Genomic DNA, 17,488 nt, shown 5'->3' on the forward strand with positions numbered 1-17,488 from the left:
ACGACTGTCGCCTCATAGACAGGAGATGTAGTGGCAGGTAAGGCCCGCGTACACGAGTTGGCCAAGGAACTCGGTGTCACCAGCAAGGAAGTTCTCGCCCGGCTGAGCGAACAGGGCGAATTCGTCAAATCCGCATCCTCGACGGTCGAGGCGCCGGTGGCCCGCCGGCTGCGCGAGGCGTTCGGCGGCAGCAAGCCGGCCCCTGAAAAGGCTGCGAAGGCGCCCGCCAAGACGCCCGACAAGTCCCTCGATAAAGCCCTCGACCAGGCGGTCGGCAAGCCGGCCGGCAACGGCGAGGCGACCGCCGCGTCCGCGCCGCCGGCACCCGCCGCCGCGCAGGCCGCCACCGATGCGCCCCCCGCGCCCCCGCGGCCGGCCCCCGGGCAGCCCGCGCCGCCGGTCCCCGGCCAGCCGGCCGCCCATCCCGGCATGGCGCCGGGCGCCCGGCCCGGCCCGGCGCCGAAGCCCGGGGTCCGCACCCCGCGCGTCGGCAACAACCCGTTCTCGTCGGCGCAACCCGTCGACCGGCCCATCCCTCGCCCGGTGCCCCGGCCCGGTGCGCCCCGTCCGGGTGCGCCGCGTCCCGGCGCTTCGCCCGGCAGCATGCCGCCGCGGCCCGGGGGCGCCGCGGGGCAGGGCCGCCCGGCCCGGCCCGGCGCCCCGCGACCCGGGGGCGGCAGGCCCGGCGGCCCCGGTGGCCGCTCCGATGGCGGTGGCGGCAACTACCGCGGTGGCGGCGGCGTCGGCGCCCCGCCCGGGGGCGGTGCGGGCGGCGGTTTCCGCGGCCGCCCCGGCGGCGGTGGTGGCCGCCCCGGCCAGCGCGGCGGTGCCGCGGGCGCGTTCGGCCGTCCCGGCGGCGCGCCCCGGCGTGGCCGCAAGTCGAAGCGGGCGAAACGCGCCGAGTACGAGAACATGCAGGCGCCGGTCGTCGGCGGCGTGCGGTTGCCGCACGGCAACGGCGAGACGATCCGCCTGGCGCGCGGGGCGTCGCTGTCCGACTTCGCCGACAAGATCAACGCCAACCCGGCCTCGCTGGTGCAGGCGCTGTTCAACCTCGGCGAGATGGTGACGGCCACCCAGTCGGTCGGCGACGAGACGCTCGAGTTGCTGGGCAGCGAGATGAACTACGTCGTCCAGGTCGTCAGCCCGGAGGACGAGGACCGCGAGCTGCTGGAGTCCTTCGACCTGACCTACGGCGAGGACGAGGGCACCGAGGAGGACCTGCAGACCCGTCCGCCGGTGGTGACCGTGATGGGCCACGTCGACCACGGTAAAACCCGGCTGCTGGACACCATCCGCAAGGCCAACGTCCGCGAGGCCGAGGCCGGCGGCATCACCCAGCACATCGGCGCCTACCAGGTGGCCGTCGACTTCGACGGCACCGAGCGGCTGATCACCTTCATCGACACCCCGGGCCACGAGGCGTTCACCGCCATGCGTGCCCGCGGCGCCAAGGCCACCGACATCGCCATCCTGGTGGTCGCGGCCGACGACGGCGTGATGCCGCAGACCGTGGAGGCCATCAACCACGCGCAGGCCGCCGACGTGCCGATCGTGGTGGCGGTCAACAAGATCGACAAGGAGGGCGCCGACCCCGCCAAGATCCGCGGGCAGCTCACCGAATTCGGTTTGGTGTCAGAGGATTTCGGTGGCGACACGATGTTCGTGGACATCTCGGCGAAGGTGGGCACCAACATCGAGGCCCTCGAGGAGGCGGTGCTGCTGACCGCCGACGCGGCGCTGGACCTGCGGGCCAACCCCGACATGGAGGCGCAGGGTGTGGCCATCGAGGCACACCTGGACCGCGGCCGCGGCCCGGTCGCGACCGTACTGGTGCAGCGCGGCACGCTGCGCGTCGGTGACTCGGTGGTGGCCGGCGACGCCTACGGGCGCGTCCGGCGCATGGTCGACGAACACGGTGAAGACGTCGAGGAGGCGCTGCCGTCGCGGCCGGTGCAGGTCATCGGCTTCACGTCGGTGCCCGGTGCCGGCGACAACCTGCTGGTCGTCGACGAGGACCGCATCGCCCGCCAGATCGCCGACAAGCGCAGCGCGCGCAAGCGCAACGCGCTGGCGGCGCGCAGCCGCAAGCGGATCAGCCTGGAGGACCTGGACTCGGCGCTGAAGGAAACCAGCCAGCTGAACCTGATCCTCAAGGGCGACAACGCCGGTACGGTCGAGGCGCTCGAAGAGGCCCTGATGGGCATCGAGATCGACGACGAGGTGGCGCTGCGCGTCATCGACCGCGGTGTCGGTGGCATCACCGAGACCAACGTCAACCTGGCGTCGGCCTCGGACGCGATCATCATCGGCTTCAACGTGCGCGCCGAGGGCAAGGCCACCGAGCTGGCCAACCGCGAGGGCGTGGAGATCCGCTACTACTCGGTGATCTACCAGGCGATCGACGAGATCGAGAAGGCCCTGCGCGGCATGCTCAAGCCGATCTACGAGGAAAACCAGCTCGGTCGCGCCGAGATCCGGGCGATCTTCCGGTCCTCGAAGGTGGGCATCATCGCCGGCTGCATGATCAGCTCGGGCGTGGTGCGCCGCAACGCGAAGGCCCGGCTGCTGCGGGACAACATCGTGGTCACCGAGAACCTCACGATCAACTCGCTGCGCCGCGAGAAGGACGACGTGACCGAGGTCCGCGAGGGCTTCGAATGCGGTATGACGCTGGGCTACTCCGACATCAAGGAAGGCGACATCATCGAGTCCTACGAACTCGTGCAGAAGGAACGCACCTGATGGCGGATCCCGCGCGGGCGCGCCGGCTGGCGAAGCGGATCTTCACGATCGTCGCCTCGGCGATCGAGTTCGAGATCAAGGACCCGGGGCTGGACGGCGTGACCGTCGTCGACGCCAAGGTGACCGCCGACCTGCACGACGCGACGGTGTTCTACACGGTGATGGGCCGCACGCTCGACGACGAGCCCGACTACGACGGTGCCGCGGCCGCGCTGGAGCGGGCCAAGGGCGCGCTGCGCACCATGGTCGGGGCGGGCACCGGCGTGCGGTTCACGCCCACGCTGACGTTCACCCGCGACACGACGGCCGACCACGTGCAGCGCATGGACGAGTTGCTCGAGCGTGCCCGCGTCGCCGACGCCGACCTGGCGCGGGTTCGTTCGGGTGCCAAGCCGGCCGGGGAGGCCGATCCGTACCGGGTTAGCGGGGGCAGTGACGCACGCGACGGAGACACCGGTGACGGCGATCGACCCGACGACTGAACTGTCCGGCGCGGCACCGGGGCGGTCCGTGGATGCCGCCGGGGCCGTGGAGTTGCTGTCGGGCGCCGCGACGGTGGCGGTAATCGCCCACGTTCACCCCGACGCCGACACCATCGGCGCGGGGCTGGCACTGGCGCTGGTGCTCGACAGGCGCGGCAAGCGCGTCGAGGTCAGTTTCGCCGCGCCCGAGACGCTGCCTGAGTCGCTGGCCTCGTTGCCGGGCTGCCGGTTGCTGGTGGCCCCGGACGCCCTGCGCCGCGACGCCGAACTGGTTGTGACGGTTGATGTTCCGAGCGTCAAGCGGCTGGGGGAGTTGAGCGACCTGGCGGGTCGCGGCCGCGACTTGCTGGTCATCGACCACCACGCCTCCAACGACCTGTTCGGCACCGCCAACTTCATCGACGTGTCGGCGGACTCGACCACGATGATGATCGCCGACATCCTCGACGCCTGGGGCGAGCCGATCGACCCCGAGGTGGCGCACTGCATCTACGCGGGCCTGACGACCGACACCGGGTCGTTCCGCTGGGCCAGCGCACGCGCGCTGCGGCTGGCGGCGCGGCTGGTCGACGTCGGCGTCGACAACGCCGCGATCAGCCGCACGCTGATGGACACCCACCCGTTCGTGTGGCTGCCGCTGCTGTCGCGGGTGCTGGCCTCGGCGCGGCTGCTGCCCGCCGCGGCCGGCGGCCGCGGGCTGGTCTACGCGGTCGTCGGGCATCCCGACTGGATCAGCTCTCGCCCGGAGGAGGTCGAGAGCATCGTCGACATCGTGCGCACCACGCGGCAGGCGGAGGTGGCGGCGGTCTTCAAGGAGGTCGCGCCGCGGCAGTGGTCGGTGTCGATGCGGGCCAAGGCCGACGTCGACCTGGCGGCCGTCGCGTCCGGGTTCGGCGGCGGCGGCCACCGGCTGGCCGCCGGGTATTCGACCGCCGGCTCGATCGACGACGCCGTCGCGTCGCTGCGCACGGCGCTTGGCTGAATACCGCCAGATCGCGAAGCTGGCGCTACCGGCGCTGGGGGTGCTGGCGGCCGAGCCGCTCTACCTGCTGTTCGACACCGCGGTCGTCGGCCGGCTCGGCGCGCTGAGCCTGGCCGGGCTGGCCGTCGGGGCCTTGGTGCTGGGCCTGGTGGCGTCGGACCTGACGTTTCTGTCCTACGGCACGACGGCGCGCTCGGCCCGTCACTTCGGCGCCGGGCGGCGCGAGGCGGCGGTCGTCGAGGGGGTGCAGGCGACCTGGATGGCCCTGGGGCTGGGCGCGGTGGTGGTGGTTGCGGTGCAGGCCGCCGCCGTGCCGCTGGTGTCGGTCATCGCCGGTGATCATCCGGGGCGCGGCGACATCGCCGGCGCGGCGTTGCCGTGGCTGCGGATCGCCATCCTGGGCGCCCCGGCGATCGTGGTGTCGCTGGCCGGCAACGGGTGGATGCGCGGCGTGCAGGACACCGCGCGCCCGTTGCGTTACGTGACCGCCGGGTTCAGCCTCTCCGCGCTGCTGTGCCCGCAGCTGGTCTACGGGTGGCTGGGGCTGCCGCGCCTGGGTCTGGCCGGGTCGGCGGTGGCCAACGTGGCCGGGCAGTGGCTGGCCGCGGTGCTGTTCGGGCGCGCGCTGCTGGCCGAACGGGTGCCGTTGCGGTGCGACCGTGCGGTGCTGCGGGCCCAGCTGGTGCTGGGTCGCGACCTGGTGGTGCGGACCCTGGCCTTCCAGGCCTGCTTCGTCTCGGCGGCCGCGGTGGCCGCCCGGTTCGGCGCGTCGGCGCTGGCGGCGCACCAGGTCGTGCTGCAGCTGTGGGAATTCCTTGCGCTGGTTCTGGATTCGCTGGCGATAGCGGCGCAGGCACTGGTGGGGGCGGCGCTCGGGGCCGGCGACGTGCCGCACGCCAAATCGGTGGCCCGGCGGGTGACGGTGTTTTCGACGGCGGCCGCCGCGCTGCTGGCGGCGGCGTTCGCGGCGGGCTTTCGCGCGCTGCCCCAACTGTTCACCGGTGACCGTTCGGTGCTGGCCGCGATCGGCGTGCCGTGGTGGTTTCTGGTGGCCCAACTACCTTGTGCGGGAGCGGTTTTCGCTTTGGACGGCGTGCTGCTGGGCGCCGGCGACGCCGCCTTCATGCGCACCGCCACCGTGGTCAGCGCGCTGGCCGGCTTCCTGCCGCTGATCTGGCTGTCGCTGATCTTCGGCTGGGGCCTGGCGGGGATCTGGGCGGGCCTGAGTGCGTTCATCGTGCTGCGGCTGGTCTTCGTGGGCTGGCGGACCGCGACGGGCCGCTGGGCCGTCACGCCCGGCTGACCGGATCTCCTAGAACGCCCAGCTCCCAAAGCGCTGCAGCACGAACCCGTGGTCGCCGCTGGTGGTATCCAGGCAGGCGACCAAGTTGTCGGCGCCCACCGCGCAGGTCACGTTGAGGTAGGTCAACTTCTGGCCCACGCCCAACGGCTTGCCGGCCGGCGGTAGCGGGGGAGGGTTGCCGTCGCAGCCGCCGTAGGACATGCGGCTCAACGCGTAGCCCGGACCCTTGAAGTTCGCCGCACCCACCACGCAATCGCCCGGCTTCGGGCGGCCGCCGCCGGAAATCGGGACGTCGTCCATCCCGGGCATGTCGCCGGTGCACTTGATGTCCTGCGACGGCTGCGCCGGGGGCGTGGTGCCGCCATAGAAGTCGCACACCAGCGTCGGCGTGACGGAAAAGCTGATGCGGGGGGCGTCGCCCTGGCGCGGGGCCGTTGCGTAGCCGTCGGCGGAAACCGCGGTGAAATTGTCGAGGTTGGGAAATCCCGGCGGCGGCGCCGCGCCGGCCTGCGGCGCGGGCAGCGACATCAGCGCCGCAGCCAGCGCCCCCACGGTGAGCCGACCAGCACGCATTCGAGTCCTCCCGCGCCGACAGTTACTGCTGTGGGGATGGTATTGCCCCCGCGGGCCCGTCGCTAACGCACCTGGGCGCGCCCGCGCTGCAGCACCTTCTCGCGGTTGGCGGCGATGTCGCCGGGGGTGGTCCGGAATTGCCGCGCCGCCGTCGCCTCCAGCCACAGCCCGGTGCTGGTGTCGGTGTCGTCGATGCGGTGGTACGAGGCCAGCAGCGCGCGCACCGCGTTCTGGTTGTTGCCGACGATCGACGCCGCCACCTGGCGGGCGGCGGGCAGCAGCCGGTCGTGCGGCACCACCTCGGTCACCAGCCCGGCGCGCAGCGCGTCGGCGGCCGACAGGTAGTCCCCGGTGAGGCTCATCCGCCGGGCCATCCCGACGCCCACCTTCTGGGGTAGCCGCACGCTCAGTCCCCAGGTGGGCAGCAGCCCCACCCGGGCGTGCGTGTCGGCGAAGCGGGCCTGCTCCGACGCGATCAGCACGTCGCAGTACAGCGCCAGCTCCAGGCCGCCGGTGACCGCGGCGCCGTTGATCGCCCCGATCACCGGCTTGGTCATCGCCGGCCAGCGCGGCGAGATGTCCGGCAGCGCCGACTGCCCGCCCAGCTCCTTGAGGTCCAGGCCCGCGCAGAACACCGGGTCGGCGCCGGTGACGACGACGACGTCGACGTCGGCGTCGCCCTCGGCGTCGGCCAGGGCGCCGAAGAACCGGTCCCGCAAGGCCGCCGACAGCGCGTTGCGTGCCTGGGGCCGGTTGAGCGTGAGCGTGCGCACCCGCTCCTCGGTGTCGATCAGCAGGATGTCGTCGGTCATGTGTCTCACCGTAAAGGAGGTCGCGCCCGCGCCTATCGTTGAGCCATGTGCCGGAACATCACCGAACTGCGCGGCCTGCAACCGGCGGTCACTCCCGAGGAGATCGCGGCGGCCGCGCGCCAGTACGTGCGCAAGGTCAGCGGCGTCAGGCACCCCTCGGCCGCCAACGCCGAGGCGTTCGAGGCCGCGGTTGCCGAGGTCACCGAGACGACGGCGCGGTTGCTGGCGGCCCTGCCGGCGCGGCGCCGGCCGCCGAAGACCGTCCCGCCGCTGCGCCGGCTGGCGACCGGGTGACGGCGACCGCGCTCAAGGAGTGGGGCGCGGTCGTGCACGCGCTGCTCGACGGCCGGCAGCGGGTGCTGCTGCGCAAGGGCGGGATCGGCGAGAAGCGGTTCGTGGTACCGCCCGCTTGCGGGGGACTGGCGGCCCGCGAGTTCCTGCTGTTCCCGACCGTCGCCCACAGCCACGCCGAGCGCGTCCGCCCCGAGCACCGCGACTTGTTGGAGGCCGGGGCCGCCGACAGCACCGACGAGCGCCTGGTGCTGCGCGCCGCGGCGAAAGTCGTTGCCGCACAAGAGGTCAACCGGCCCGACGGCCTTGCGGCGATCGAGGACCTGCACATCTGGACCGCCGAGTCTGTGCGCGCGGACCGGCTCGACTTCCGGCCCAGACACCGGCTGGCGGTGCTGGTGGTGTCGGTGCTTCCGCTGGCCGAGCCGGTGCCGATCGCGCGGGTACCCCAATACGCGGGCTGCGTCAGCTGGGTGCAGCTTCCGCTGACCGATGTGCGGCTGGCCGCGCCGGTGTACGACGACGCCGCGCTAGACGGGGTCGCCCGGCGGGTCCGCGACGCGGTCGGCTGACGGGTCGCCGGGGCCGACGGGCAGCAGCAGCCGCGAGCCTCCGTAGTGCACCGAGTGCGTGGCCGGCCGGATCTGCGCGGCGGTCAGCAAGGGTTCGCCGGTGCCGAGGTTGCGCGCGAAGCGGGGGAACCAACCCCCCGCGATCAGGACGCGGATGCGGGATCCGGCACGGAAGCGGTGGGCCACGCCGTCGAGTTCGATCCGCACGGTCCTCCCGCCGGGTCCCGCGGGGTTCAGCCGCAGGTAGCCGTCGCTGACGTTGCGGGAGCGGCCCCTGGCGTCCACCTCGCTCACCCGGACGAACAGGTCGACGTGGCGATTGTCGGCGCTGTGCTCGAGCTCCACAACCGGATTGCCGTAGACGCACACGTCGCGGGCGAGGGTGAGGCTGGTGAAGGCCAGCACGTCGTCGCGCAACGCGAGGCGGCTGTCGTCGCGGTAGCCCCCGTCCGGGGACAGCAGCGGGCCACCGGTGGTGGGTGTCGGGTCGGCGGGGTCGTAGCGAAATGTCGCCGGCGCCAGGCCGGTTAGGTCCGTCGGCGCCGTCTCGCCCAGGTGGCCGCCGGGCCGCAGATACAGCGCCCGTTCGGCGGTCGCGGGCGGCCAGTCGGGCAGGGTGCGCCAGCCCAGGCCGTTGACGTGGACGCGGACCCGGTCGGGCCGGCGTGGGGCCGCGCCGGCCAGGTGCGTGTCGAGCCAGTCCAGCGTGTCCCGCGCGCCGGTGGGCAGGCCCTTGCCGAGCAGCTGGGCGTGCATCCAGGGCCCCACGGTGAGCGCCGCGTCGACACCCCGGCCGCGCAGATGCACGTACTGTTGCAGGGTCTGGCGCAGGAAGATGTCCTGCCAGCCGCCGATGAGCAGCACCGGCACCCGCACCCGGTCCAGCGCCTCGGTGAAGCGCAGCGGGTCCCAGAACGCGTCGTTGCGGTCGTCGTGTTCGGCCCACGATTCGAACCACGGCGCGCCCGGGCCGAGCAGCTCCCGGGCCGCGTCGCCGAGGGGTAGCGCGGCGGCCGTTTCGGGCACCCTGCGCCGGGCCTGCAGCTGGCGGCGCACCAGCCGGATGCGCGACGGCTCCTCCTGGTGGGCGACCTGATCGCACCAGCCCAGAAAATCGTTGACGGTGAACGAGCCGGTGTCCCACGCAGAGGCGTTGAAATCGTGCGGGCCGGCGGTGATGACGGCGGCGGCCAGCTCCGGCGGGGGATCCTGCAACACCGCCCACTGGGTGAAGCCCAGATAGGACACCCCGACGGTGGCGAACCGCCCGGTGAACCACGGCTGCTCGCGCAGCCAATCGACCGTGTCGGCACCGTCGGCGGCCTCGTTGACCATCGGCTCGAACTCGCCGCCCGAGCCGAATGTGCCACGCACGCTTTGCAATACGACGTGATAGCCGCGCGCGGCATACAGCCGGGCGAAGGTCCACGAGAACGGGAACGCCCGACCGTACGGGCCGCGGGCCAGCAGGGTGCCCGCCGGGCTGGAGGTGACGGGCGCGTAGTGGTCGGCGGCCAGCGCGACCCCGTCGCGCATCGGCACCTCGACGCGACCCACCGTGTACTCGGTGCTCGCCCGCGGCAGCCCCAACAGCCGGCCGAGCGCGTCGTCGCCGATCCGCCCCGCGACGCCCGGCCCGGAGCGCGCGGCGCTGGTGGACGTCGTGCTCACCCGGGGTGGCTAGAACTTGTAGTAGGGCGCGAGGTCGTTGGCGCGCTGCACATTGGTGGACATGCAGTCGACTTCGGGGTTGGAGTAGACCGTCGAGTAGTACAGCGCCTGCTGGAGCACCCCGTAGCTGGTCTTGAACGCCACCATGCACGAGAAGAACCAGAAGCTGTTGTGATAGGTCGGCTTCATCACCCAGTACTGCGCGGCGCGGTGCCCCTGGATCGTCGTCTCGATGGCGTCCGGGGGCAGCGACTGCTCATAGGTGCGCCAGATGATGGGCTCGACGGCCAGCTGGTAGTTGCCCGCGTCGAAGTGGCAGCGCAGCCCGTCCTCGTGCTCGGGCGGCGTGAACGCCAAGCCCAGCCCCTGCAGCGCGTCGAACGGGATGTCCTCGCACGCGTCGAAGGGCCGCGGGTCGGTGGTCGCCACGATGGGACTCTTCATGGTGGTCTCCATCGGCGCGGCGGTCGACCGCAACTCGACCGGCCCGCCGCCGGCCGGCGCCGGCGGGGCGCACTGCCAGCCCAGCACCACGGCCGCGCCCAGCGCGCCCAGCGCGGACAGCAAACGCAGATTGACCAACGTGACACCCCCTGACGCCTCGGCGGGCCCTTGCCGGGAGTGTACAAGCCGGGTCAGCACCGTCACAGTCAAACGAGAACACGTTCTAATCCCGGGTTGCAAGGGCCGGCCCACCGAAGTGGGTCGTTAGGCTGGGTAGTCGTGGCGACTCGGGAATCGACGAACGGCGGGCAGCCGACGCTGTGGGCGGTGTCCGACCTGCACACCGGGCATCTGGGCAACAAGCCGGTCACCGAATCGCTGTACCCGTCGTCGCCGGACGACTGGCTGATCGTCGCCGGCGATGTCGCCGAACGCACCGACGAGATCCGCTGGGCGCTTGACCTGCTGCGACGCCGGTTCGCCAAGGTGATCTGGGTGCCCGGCAACCACGAACTGTGGACCACAAACCGCGATCCCCTGCAGATTTTCGGCAAGGCGCGCTACGAGCACCTGGTCGACATGTGCGACGAGCTGGGCGTCGTCACGCCCGAACATCCGTTCCCGGTGTGGACCGAGCGCGGCGGCCCGGCCACCATCGTGCCGATGTTTTTGCTGTACGACTACACGTTCTTGCCCGCGGGGGCGACGAGCAAAGCCGAGGGCATGACGATCGCGCGGGAGCGCAATGTGGTGGCCACCGACGAATTCCTGCTCTCGTCCGAGCCGTACCCCACCCGCGAGGCCTGGTGCCGCGAGCGGCTGACGGCCACCCAGGCCCGCCTCGAAGAGCTGGACTGGATGACACCCACGATCCTGGTGAACCACTTTCCGTTGGTGCGCGAGCCCTGCGACGCGCTGTTCTACCCCGAGTTCTCGCTGTGGTGCGGGACCACCAGGACCGCCGACTGGCACACCCGCTACAACGCCATCTGCTCGGTGTACGGGCACCTGCACATTCCGCGCACCACCTGGTATGACGGCGTGCGCTTCGAGGAGGTGTCGGTCGGTTACCCGCGGGAGTGGCGCCGCCGCAAGCCGTATGCCTGGCTGCGCCAGGTGTTGCCGGATCCGCAGTACGCGCCCGGCTACCTCAACGACTTCGGCGGACACTTCGTGATCACGCCCGAAATGCGCAGGCAGGCCGAGCAGTTCCGGGAACGAGTGCGGCAGCGGCAGTCCCGATGACGGGGGCCAAAGTGGTGTCGTCGGTGCTGCCCGACACCCTCCTCAATTCGGGGGCCGACGATCTCGCCTACGCCGAGGCCTTTTCCGATCCGCCCGGGCTGACGCCGTTGCCCGAGGAGGAGCCGCTGATCGCCAAGTCGGTGGCCAAGCGGCGCAACGAGTTCATCACCGTGCGTCACTGCGCCCGCATCGCGATGGGTGAGCTCGGCGTGCCGCCGGTCCCGATCCTCAAGGGCGACAAGGGCGAACCGTGCTGGCCCGACGGAGTGGTCGGCAGTCTCACCCACTGCACGGGCTACCGCGGCGCGGTGGTGGGACGCGCCGGCGCGGTGCGCTCGATCGGCATCGATGCCGAGCCGCACGACGTGCTGCCCGACGGCGTGCTCGACGCGATCACCCTCGACGAGGAACGCCACGAGATCGCCGCGTTGCCCGAGGGCCTGCATTGGGACCGAATCCTGTTCTGCGCCAAGGAGGCGACGTACAAGGCGTGGTTCCCGCTGACCAAGCGGTGGCTGGGTTTCGAGGACGCCCACATCGTGTTCGACCTCGACCCGCCCGACGGGGGCACCACCGGGGTCTTCGTATCCAAGATCCTGATCGACGGCGAGGCGCTGTCGGGCCCGCCGCTGACGGCGCTGCGGGGCCGGTGGTCGGTCGAGCGCGACCTGGTGCTGACGGCCATCGTGCTGTGAACGCGGGCCTGGTCGTGATCGACAAGCCGGCCGGAATGACCAGTCACGACGTGGTGGGACGCTGCCGGCGGATCTTTTCCACCCGCAGGGTGGGCCACGCCGGGACGCTGGACCCGATGGCCACCGGCGTGCTGGTGGTCGGCGTCGAGCGCGCCACCAAGATCCTCGGCCTGCTGACCGCGGCGTCGAAGTCGTATGCCGCCACGATCCGGCTGGGGCAGACCACGTCCACCGAGGACGCCGAAGGTGAACTGCTGCAATCGATTTCCGCCGAGCATGTGACCACCGAAGACATCGTCCGGGCGATGGCCGTGCTGCGTGGCGACATCGAGCAGGTGCCGTCGGCGGTCAGCGCGATCAAGGTCGACGGCCGCCGCGCGTATCGGCTGGTCCGCGAGGGCCACACCGTCGAACTGCAACCGCGGCCGGTGCGCATCGACCGGTTCGAGCTGCTGGCGGTGCGAGCCCATGACCGGCTCGTCGACTTCGACGTGGAGGTGGACTGCTCGTCGGGCACCTACATCCGCGCGCTGGCCCGCGACCTCGGCGCCGCGCTCGGCGTCGGCGGGCACCTGACGTCGTTGCGGCGCACCCGCGTCGGGCGCTTCGGGCTGGACCGGGCGCTGACGCTGGACGACCTGGCCGAGCGGCCCCGGCTGAGCCTGAGCCTCGACGAGGCGTGCCTGCTGATGTTTCCCCGCCGCGAGATGTCCGCCGAGGAGGCCGAGGCGACCAGCCACGGGCGGCCGCTGTCGCCCGCCGGCCTGGACGGCGTGTACGCCGCCGCCGACCCCGACGGCCGGGTGATCGCCCTGCTGCGCGACGAGGGGTCGCGGACGAAGCCGGTGGTGGTGTTACGGCCCGCGACGCTCTAGGAATACGCTGGGGCGCGAGTTTCCGAGCCGTCTGAAAGGGGCGCGCCATGTCCAGCAAGGTTTACGTCGTCGGCGTCGGCATGACGAAATTCGAGAAGCCGGGCCGCCGCGAGGGCTGGGACTACCCGGACATGGCGCGCGAGTCGGGCACCAACGCCCTGAAAGATGCCGGCATCGACTACCGCGAGGTGCAGCAGGGCTACGTCGGCTACTGCTCGGGTGATTCCACCTCCGGGCAGCGGGCGCTCTACGAGCTGGGCATGACCGGCATCCCGATCGTCAATGTCAACAACAACTGCTCGACCGGTTCCACGGCGCTGTTCCTGGCGGCCCAGGCTATCCGCGGCGGGATCGTCGACTGCGCGATCGCGCTGGGCTTCGAGAAGATGCAGCCCGGCGCGCTGAGCGGGGGCGCCGAGGACCGCGAGTCGCCGATGGGCCGCCACGTCAAGGCGATGGCCGAGATCGACGAGTTCGCGCTGCCCGTCGCGCCGTGGATGTTCGGCGCGGCCGGCCGCGAGCACATGCGCCAATACGGCAGCACCGCAGAACATTTCGCCAAGATCGGCTACAAGAACCACAAGCACTCCGTCAACAACCCGTTCGCGCAGTTCCAGGAGTCCTACACGCTCGACGACATCCTGGCGGCGCGGATGATCTCCGACCCGTTGACCAAGCTGCAGTGCTCGCCGACATCCGACGGCTCGGGCGCGGCGATCCTGGCCTCGGAGGGCTTCGTCGACAGCCACGGGCTGGCCGAGCAGTCGGTGGAGATCGTCGGCCAGGCCATGACCACCGACTTCGCCTCGTCGTTCGACGGGTCCGCCAAGAACCTCATCGGCTATGACATGAATGTGCAAGCCGCGCAACAGGTCTACGACCAGTCCGGGCTGGGTCCCGAGGACTTCCAGGTGATCGAGCTGCACGACTGCTTCTCGGCCAACGAGCTGCTGCTGTACGAGGCGCTCGGCCTGTGCGGGCCCGGGGAGGCCCCCAAGCTGATCGACAACGGCGACACCACCTACGGCGGGCGGTGGGTGGTCAACCCGTCCGGCGGTTTGATCTCCAAGGGCCACCCGCTGGGCGCGACGGGCCTGGCGCAGTGCGCCGAGCTGACCTGGCAGCTGCGGGGCGCCGCGGACAAGCGTCAGGTCGACAACGTCACCGCCGCGCTGCAGCACAACATCGGGCTGGGTGGCGCCGCCGTCGTGACCGCCTACCAGCGCGCCCAGCGCTGACCCCGGGCCACCCGTGTTCGAGTGGTCCGACACCGACCTGATGGTCCGGGACGCCGTTCGCCAGTTCATCGACAAGGAGATCCGCCCGCACCTCGACGAACTGGAAACCGGCGCCCTGTCGCCCTATCCGATCGCCCGCAAGCTGTTCAGCCAGTTCGGTCTCGACGCGATGGCCGCCGAAGCGGTCAAGAAGATGCTGGACCGCGATCGTAGCGGGCAGCGCGAGGAGGGCGAAACACAAGACAGTGCAGGCGGTTTCGGGGCGGGCGGCGCGCAGTCGTCGATGATGGCGGTGCTGGTCTCCGAGCTCGCCGGCGTCAGCATCGGGTTGCTGAGCACCGCGTCGGTCAGCCTGGGCCTGGGTGCGGCGACCATCGCGAGCCGCGGCACCCTGGCCCAGAAGGAGCGCTGGCTGCCCGACCTGATGACGCTGAAGAAGATCGCGGCGTGGGCCATCACCGAGCCGGACTCCGGCTCGGATGCGTTCGGCGGCATGAAGACCCACGTCAAGCGCGACGGCGAGAACTACATCCTCAACGGGCAGAAGACCTTCATCACCAACGGGCCCTACGCCGACGTCCTGGTGGTCTACGCGAAGCTGGACGAGGGTGACGCCTCGGTGGACAAGCGCAACCGGCCGGTGCTCGTGTTCGTGCTCGACGCGGGCATGGACGGCCTGACGCAGGGCAAGCCGTTCAAGAAGATGGGCATGATGTCCTCGCCGACGGGCGAATTGTTCTTCGACAACGTGCGCCTGACCCCCGACCGGCTGCTGGGGGAGAGCGAGCAGCACGCCGCCGGGGACGGCCGCGAAAGCGCGCGCGACAATTTCGCCGCCGAGCGGATCGGGATCGCGATGATGGCGCTGGGCATCATCAACGAATGCCACCGGCTGTGCGTGGACTACGCCAAGTCCCGCACCCTGTGGGGCAAGAACATCGGGCAGTTCCAGCTGATCCAGCTCAAGCTGGCGAAGATGGAAATCGCGCGAATGAACGTGCAGAACATGGTGTTTCAAACCATCGAGCGCCAGCAGGCCGGCAAACCGCTGACGCTGGCCGAGGCGTCGGCGATCAAGCTCTACTCGTCGGAGGCGGCCACCGACGTGGCGATGGAGGCCGTGCAGCTGTTCGGCGGCAACGGCTACATGGCCGAGTACCGCGTGGAGCAGCTGGCCCGCGACGCCAAGTCGCTGATGATCTACGCCGGCAGCAACGAGGTCCAGGTCACCCACATCGCCAAGGGGCTGTTGAGCTAGGCCAGCACCCAGATCGCCCGGGCCGCCGGGCTGCCCAGGTCGACGGTGTTCTCGGCGCCGTCTGCGGATTCGATGGCCACCGAGATCATCCCGGCGAACTCCCGGCGGGTCAGCACCCGCAGCCGGGAGTCCAGGTGGATCCCGACGTCGGTGAAATAACGCAGCATCTCGGGGTCGGCGTCGGAGATGCGGGCCACCGTCCCGGTGTCGCCGTCGCCGCACGCCCACAGCTGGCGCGCCGGCGGAGTGGGCACCTGCCCGTCGGAGGCCGGGATCGGGTCGCCGTGCGGGTCGCGCCGGGGGTACCCGAGCTTGGCGTCGATGCGGGCCACCAGGCGGTCGGATACCGCGTGCTCGAGCACCTCGGCCTCGTCGTGCACTTCATCCCAGCCGTAGCCGAGCTCGTTGACCAGGAAGGTCTCCAACAGCCGGTGGCGGCGCACCACCTCCAGGGCGGCCCGACGGCCGGCCTCGGTCAGCGTCACCGCACCGTACTTCTCGTGATCGACCAGGCCCTGTTCGGCGAGCTTGCGGATCGACTCCGAGGCCGTGCTGGCCGACACCCCGATCCGGTCGGCCAGCATTTTGGTGCTGACCTTCTCGGGCGCGCCTTCCGGGGACCATTCCTGGGCATTCCAGATGACCTTCAAATAGTCCTGGCCGACCGCGGTGATCCCGCCGGGCTCGTCGTCAGCCTTCACAAGCTGAAAGTTTAGGCAACCCCGTCCCGCGTCGTAGGCTTGCGGTCGTGCAGCGGTGGCGCGGCCAGGACGAGATCCCGACGGACTGGGGCCGATGCGTGGTCACCATCGGGGTGTTCGACGGCGTGCATCGGGGCCACGCCGAGCTGATCGCGCACGCGGTCAAGGCCGGCCGCGCGCGCAACGTCCCGTCCGTGCTGATGACCTTCGACCCGCACCCGATGGAAGTGGTCTACCCGGGCAGCCACCCCGCGCAGCTGACGACGCTCGCGCGCCGCGCCGAGCTGGTCGAGGAGCTGGGCATCGACGTCTTCCTGGTGATGCCGTTCACCAGCGACTTCATGAAACTCACCCCGGAGCGCTACATCCACGAGCTGCTGGTGGAAAACCTGCACGTGGTGGAGGTGGTGGTGGGGGAGAACTTCACGTTCGGCAAGAAGGCCGCCGGCAACGTCGAGACCCTTCGCCGCGCCGGCGAGCGGTTCGGCTTCGCGGTGGAGTCGATGTCCCTGCTGTCCGAACATCACAGCAACGAGACCGTGACGTTCTCGTCGACCTACATCCGGTCCTGCGTGGACGCCGGCGACATGGTGGCGGCCGCCGACGCGCTGGGCCGCCCGCACCGCGTCGAGGGCGTCGTCGTCCGGGGCCACGGGCGGGGCGTGGAACTGGGCTTTCCCACCGCGAACGTGGCGCCGCCGATGTATTCGGCCATCCCGGCCGACGGCGTGTACGCGGCGTGGTTCACCCTGCTCGGGCCCGGGCCGGTCACCGGCACGATCGTCCCGGGCGAGCGTTACCAGGCAGCCGTGTCCGTCGGCACCAACCCGACGTTCTCCGGCCGCACCCGCACCGTCGAGGCGTTCGTCCTGGACACCACCGCCGACCTCTACGGCCAGCACGTGGCGCTGGACTTCGTCGGGCGCATCCGCGGGCAGCGCAAGTTCGACTCGGTGGCCGAACTCGTCGCCGCGATGGGCAGGGACACCGAGCGGGCCCGCGCCCTGCTCGGCTGATAAACTGCCGGGCGACATCGGCGCGTGCTGCGGTTCGCGGTGGCCGCGCCCCGATTCCCACCCTGATCGCGGACCGATTGATGGAGATGTTTTCGTGGCGCTTACCGCCGAGCAAAAAAAGGAAATCCTGACCTCCTACGGCCTGCACGAGACCGACACCGGCTCGCCGGAGGCCCAGGTCGCGATGCTGACCAGGCGGATCGCCGACCTGACCGAACACCTCAAGGTGCACAAGCACGACCACCACTCGCGGCGCGGGCTGCTGCTGCTGGTGGGCCGCCGGCGCCGGCTGCTCAAATACGTGTCGCAGATCGACGTGGAGCGCTACCGCTCGCTCGTCGAGCGGCTCGGCCTACGCCGCTGAGCCGGGCCGGGGCGGCCCGGCTATCTCCGAGTCCCCGCTGGCGGGGGCGCTGCGCCCGTGTAGAGTGAGAGCGTTCTGGGCCCGTTCGGCCCGAACAAACGGTGCGGTCGCGCAGATCCGCGTGTGCCGTTCCAGCGTGTCAAGGCGGAAGCAGCCCAGTCTGTATCGGGCGGTCTTCGGTAGTGGCTGCCGTGCTCCCCGGATCTGGGGCCTCTCGGCCG

General features: G+C 71.1%; 18 protein-coding genes. 13 read left to right on the forward strand and 5 right to left on the reverse strand.

The genetic code is table 11. The features are described from left to right. Positions 1-30: 30 nt before the first annotated feature. From infB to AC5Y43_RS00860, 4 genes are read left to right on the forward strand one after another with little or no spacing between them, the layout of a single operon-like run. A complete protein-coding gene (infB, locus tag AC5Y43_RS00845; RefSeq protein WP_499968325.1) occupies positions 31-2,745 on the forward strand; it encodes a translation initiation factor IF-2 in 2,715 nt (904 codons plus the stop codon). Continuing rightward, positions 2,745-3,227 carry a 30S ribosome-binding factor RbfA gene (rbfA, locus tag AC5Y43_RS00850; protein WP_499968327.1) on the forward strand — a complete coding sequence of 161 codons (483 nt, stop codon included), beginning with the start codon at positions 2,745-2,747 and terminating at the stop codon, positions 3,225-3,227. The genes infB and rbfA overlap by 1 nt, the downstream gene beginning before the upstream one ends. After that, positions 3,202-4,209 (forward strand): DHH family phosphoesterase, encoded by a 1,008-nt coding sequence (locus AC5Y43_RS00855; protein ID WP_499968329.1) that lies wholly within the window; start codon positions 3,202-3,204, stop codon positions 4,207-4,209. The genes rbfA and AC5Y43_RS00855 overlap by 26 nt, the downstream gene beginning before the upstream one ends. Next, entirely contained in the window at positions 4,202-5,512 is a 1,311-nt protein-coding gene (locus AC5Y43_RS00860; protein WP_499968331.1) for an MATE family efflux transporter, read from the forward strand. The genes AC5Y43_RS00855 and AC5Y43_RS00860 overlap by 8 nt, the downstream gene beginning before the upstream one ends. A 9-nt stretch (positions 5,513-5,521) precedes the next feature. Here the strand turns inward: AC5Y43_RS00860 and AC5Y43_RS00865 are convergent, their stop codons facing one another. Both AC5Y43_RS00865 and AC5Y43_RS00870 read right to left on the reverse strand, forming a co-directional pair. Next, a complete protein-coding gene (locus tag AC5Y43_RS00865) occupies positions 5,522-6,085 on the reverse strand; it encodes a hypothetical protein (protein WP_499968333.1) in 564 nt (187 codons plus the stop codon). Positions 6,086-6,147: 62 nt separating this feature from the next. Further along, entirely contained in the window at positions 6,148-6,897 is a 750-nt protein-coding gene (locus AC5Y43_RS00870) for an enoyl-CoA hydratase (RefSeq protein WP_499968335.1), read from the reverse strand. 45 nt (positions 6,898-6,942) lie between these two features. Here AC5Y43_RS00870 and AC5Y43_RS00875 point away from each other — a divergent pair, with 45 nt between their 5' ends. Next, complete coding sequence (locus AC5Y43_RS00875; protein ID WP_499968337.1) at positions 6,943-7,191, forward strand: DUF2277 domain-containing protein; 249 nt, start codon at positions 6,943-6,945, stop codon at positions 7,189-7,191. Beyond that, on the forward strand, positions 7,188-7,760 hold the full coding sequence (locus tag AC5Y43_RS00880) for a DUF1802 family protein (RefSeq protein WP_499968339.1): 573 nt from the start codon (positions 7,188-7,190) through the stop codon (positions 7,758-7,760). The genes AC5Y43_RS00875 and AC5Y43_RS00880 overlap by 4 nt, the downstream gene beginning before the upstream one ends. On the opposite strand, the gene AC5Y43_RS00885 is transcribed toward AC5Y43_RS00880, so the two are convergent. Together AC5Y43_RS00885 and AC5Y43_RS00890 are read right to left on the reverse strand one after the other, a co-directional pair. After that, positions 7,719-9,431 (reverse strand): CocE/NonD family hydrolase, encoded by a 1,713-nt coding sequence (locus AC5Y43_RS00885; RefSeq protein WP_499968341.1) that lies wholly within the window; start codon positions 9,429-9,431, stop codon positions 7,719-7,721. The genes AC5Y43_RS00880 and AC5Y43_RS00885 overlap by 42 nt on opposite strands. A gap of 9 nt (positions 9,432-9,440) precedes the next feature. Continuing rightward, on the reverse strand, positions 9,441-10,013 hold the full coding sequence (locus AC5Y43_RS00890) for a DUF3558 domain-containing protein (protein WP_499968343.1): 573 nt from the start codon (positions 10,011-10,013) through the stop codon (positions 9,441-9,443). 141 nt (positions 10,014-10,154) lie between these two features. Between AC5Y43_RS00890 and pptH the strand changes: the two genes are divergently transcribed. From pptH to AC5Y43_RS00915, 5 genes are read left to right on the forward strand one after another with little or no spacing between them, the layout of a single operon-like run. Further along, positions 10,155-11,120, forward strand: coding sequence for an ACP phosphodiesterase PptH (pptH, locus tag AC5Y43_RS00895; RefSeq protein WP_499968345.1), 966 nt, complete (start codon positions 10,155-10,157; stop codon positions 11,118-11,120). Further along, the gene (pptT, locus tag AC5Y43_RS00900) at positions 11,117-11,815 is read left to right on the forward strand and encodes a 4'-phosphopantetheinyl transferase PptT (protein ID WP_499968347.1); all 699 of its coding nucleotides are present in this window, start codon (positions 11,117-11,119) and stop codon (positions 11,813-11,815) included. Before pptH ends, pptT begins: the two co-directional genes overlap by 4 nt. After that, positions 11,770-12,690 (forward strand): tRNA pseudouridine(55) synthase TruB, encoded by a 921-nt coding sequence (gene truB / locus AC5Y43_RS00905; RefSeq protein ID WP_499968349.1) that lies wholly within the window; start codon positions 11,770-11,772, stop codon positions 12,688-12,690. Before pptT ends, truB begins: the two co-directional genes overlap by 46 nt. Before the next feature lie 47 nt (positions 12,691-12,737). Continuing rightward, positions 12,738-13,928, forward strand: a complete 1,191-nt coding sequence (locus AC5Y43_RS00910) for a lipid-transfer protein (protein WP_499968351.1) — start codon at positions 12,738-12,740, stop codon at positions 13,926-13,928. Between the two features lie 13 nt (positions 13,929-13,941). Continuing rightward, complete coding sequence (locus AC5Y43_RS00915; protein WP_499968353.1) at positions 13,942-15,186, forward strand: acyl-CoA dehydrogenase family protein; 1,245 nt, start codon at positions 13,942-13,944, stop codon at positions 15,184-15,186. Here AC5Y43_RS00915 and mntR read toward each other — a convergent pair. Further along, a complete protein-coding gene (mntR, locus tag AC5Y43_RS00920; protein ID WP_499968355.1) occupies positions 15,183-15,887 on the reverse strand; it encodes a manganese-binding transcriptional regulator MntR in 705 nt (234 codons plus the stop codon). The two genes, AC5Y43_RS00915 and mntR, sit on opposite strands and share 4 nt — an antisense overlap. A gap of 47 nt (positions 15,888-15,934) precedes the next feature. Here mntR and AC5Y43_RS00925 point away from each other — a divergent pair, with 47 nt between their 5' ends. Next, a complete protein-coding gene (locus AC5Y43_RS00925) occupies positions 15,935-16,903 on the forward strand; it encodes a bifunctional riboflavin kinase/FAD synthetase (protein ID WP_499968357.1) in 969 nt (322 codons plus the stop codon). 94 nt (positions 16,904-16,997) lie between these two features. Continuing rightward, on the forward strand, positions 16,998-17,267 hold the full coding sequence (gene rpsO / locus AC5Y43_RS00930; protein WP_499968359.1) for a 30S ribosomal protein S15: 270 nt from the start codon (positions 16,998-17,000) through the stop codon (positions 17,265-17,267). The last annotated feature ends 221 nt before the right edge of the window (positions 17,268-17,488 follow it).

The organism is Mycobacterium sp. NGS57 (assembly GCF_059812405.1).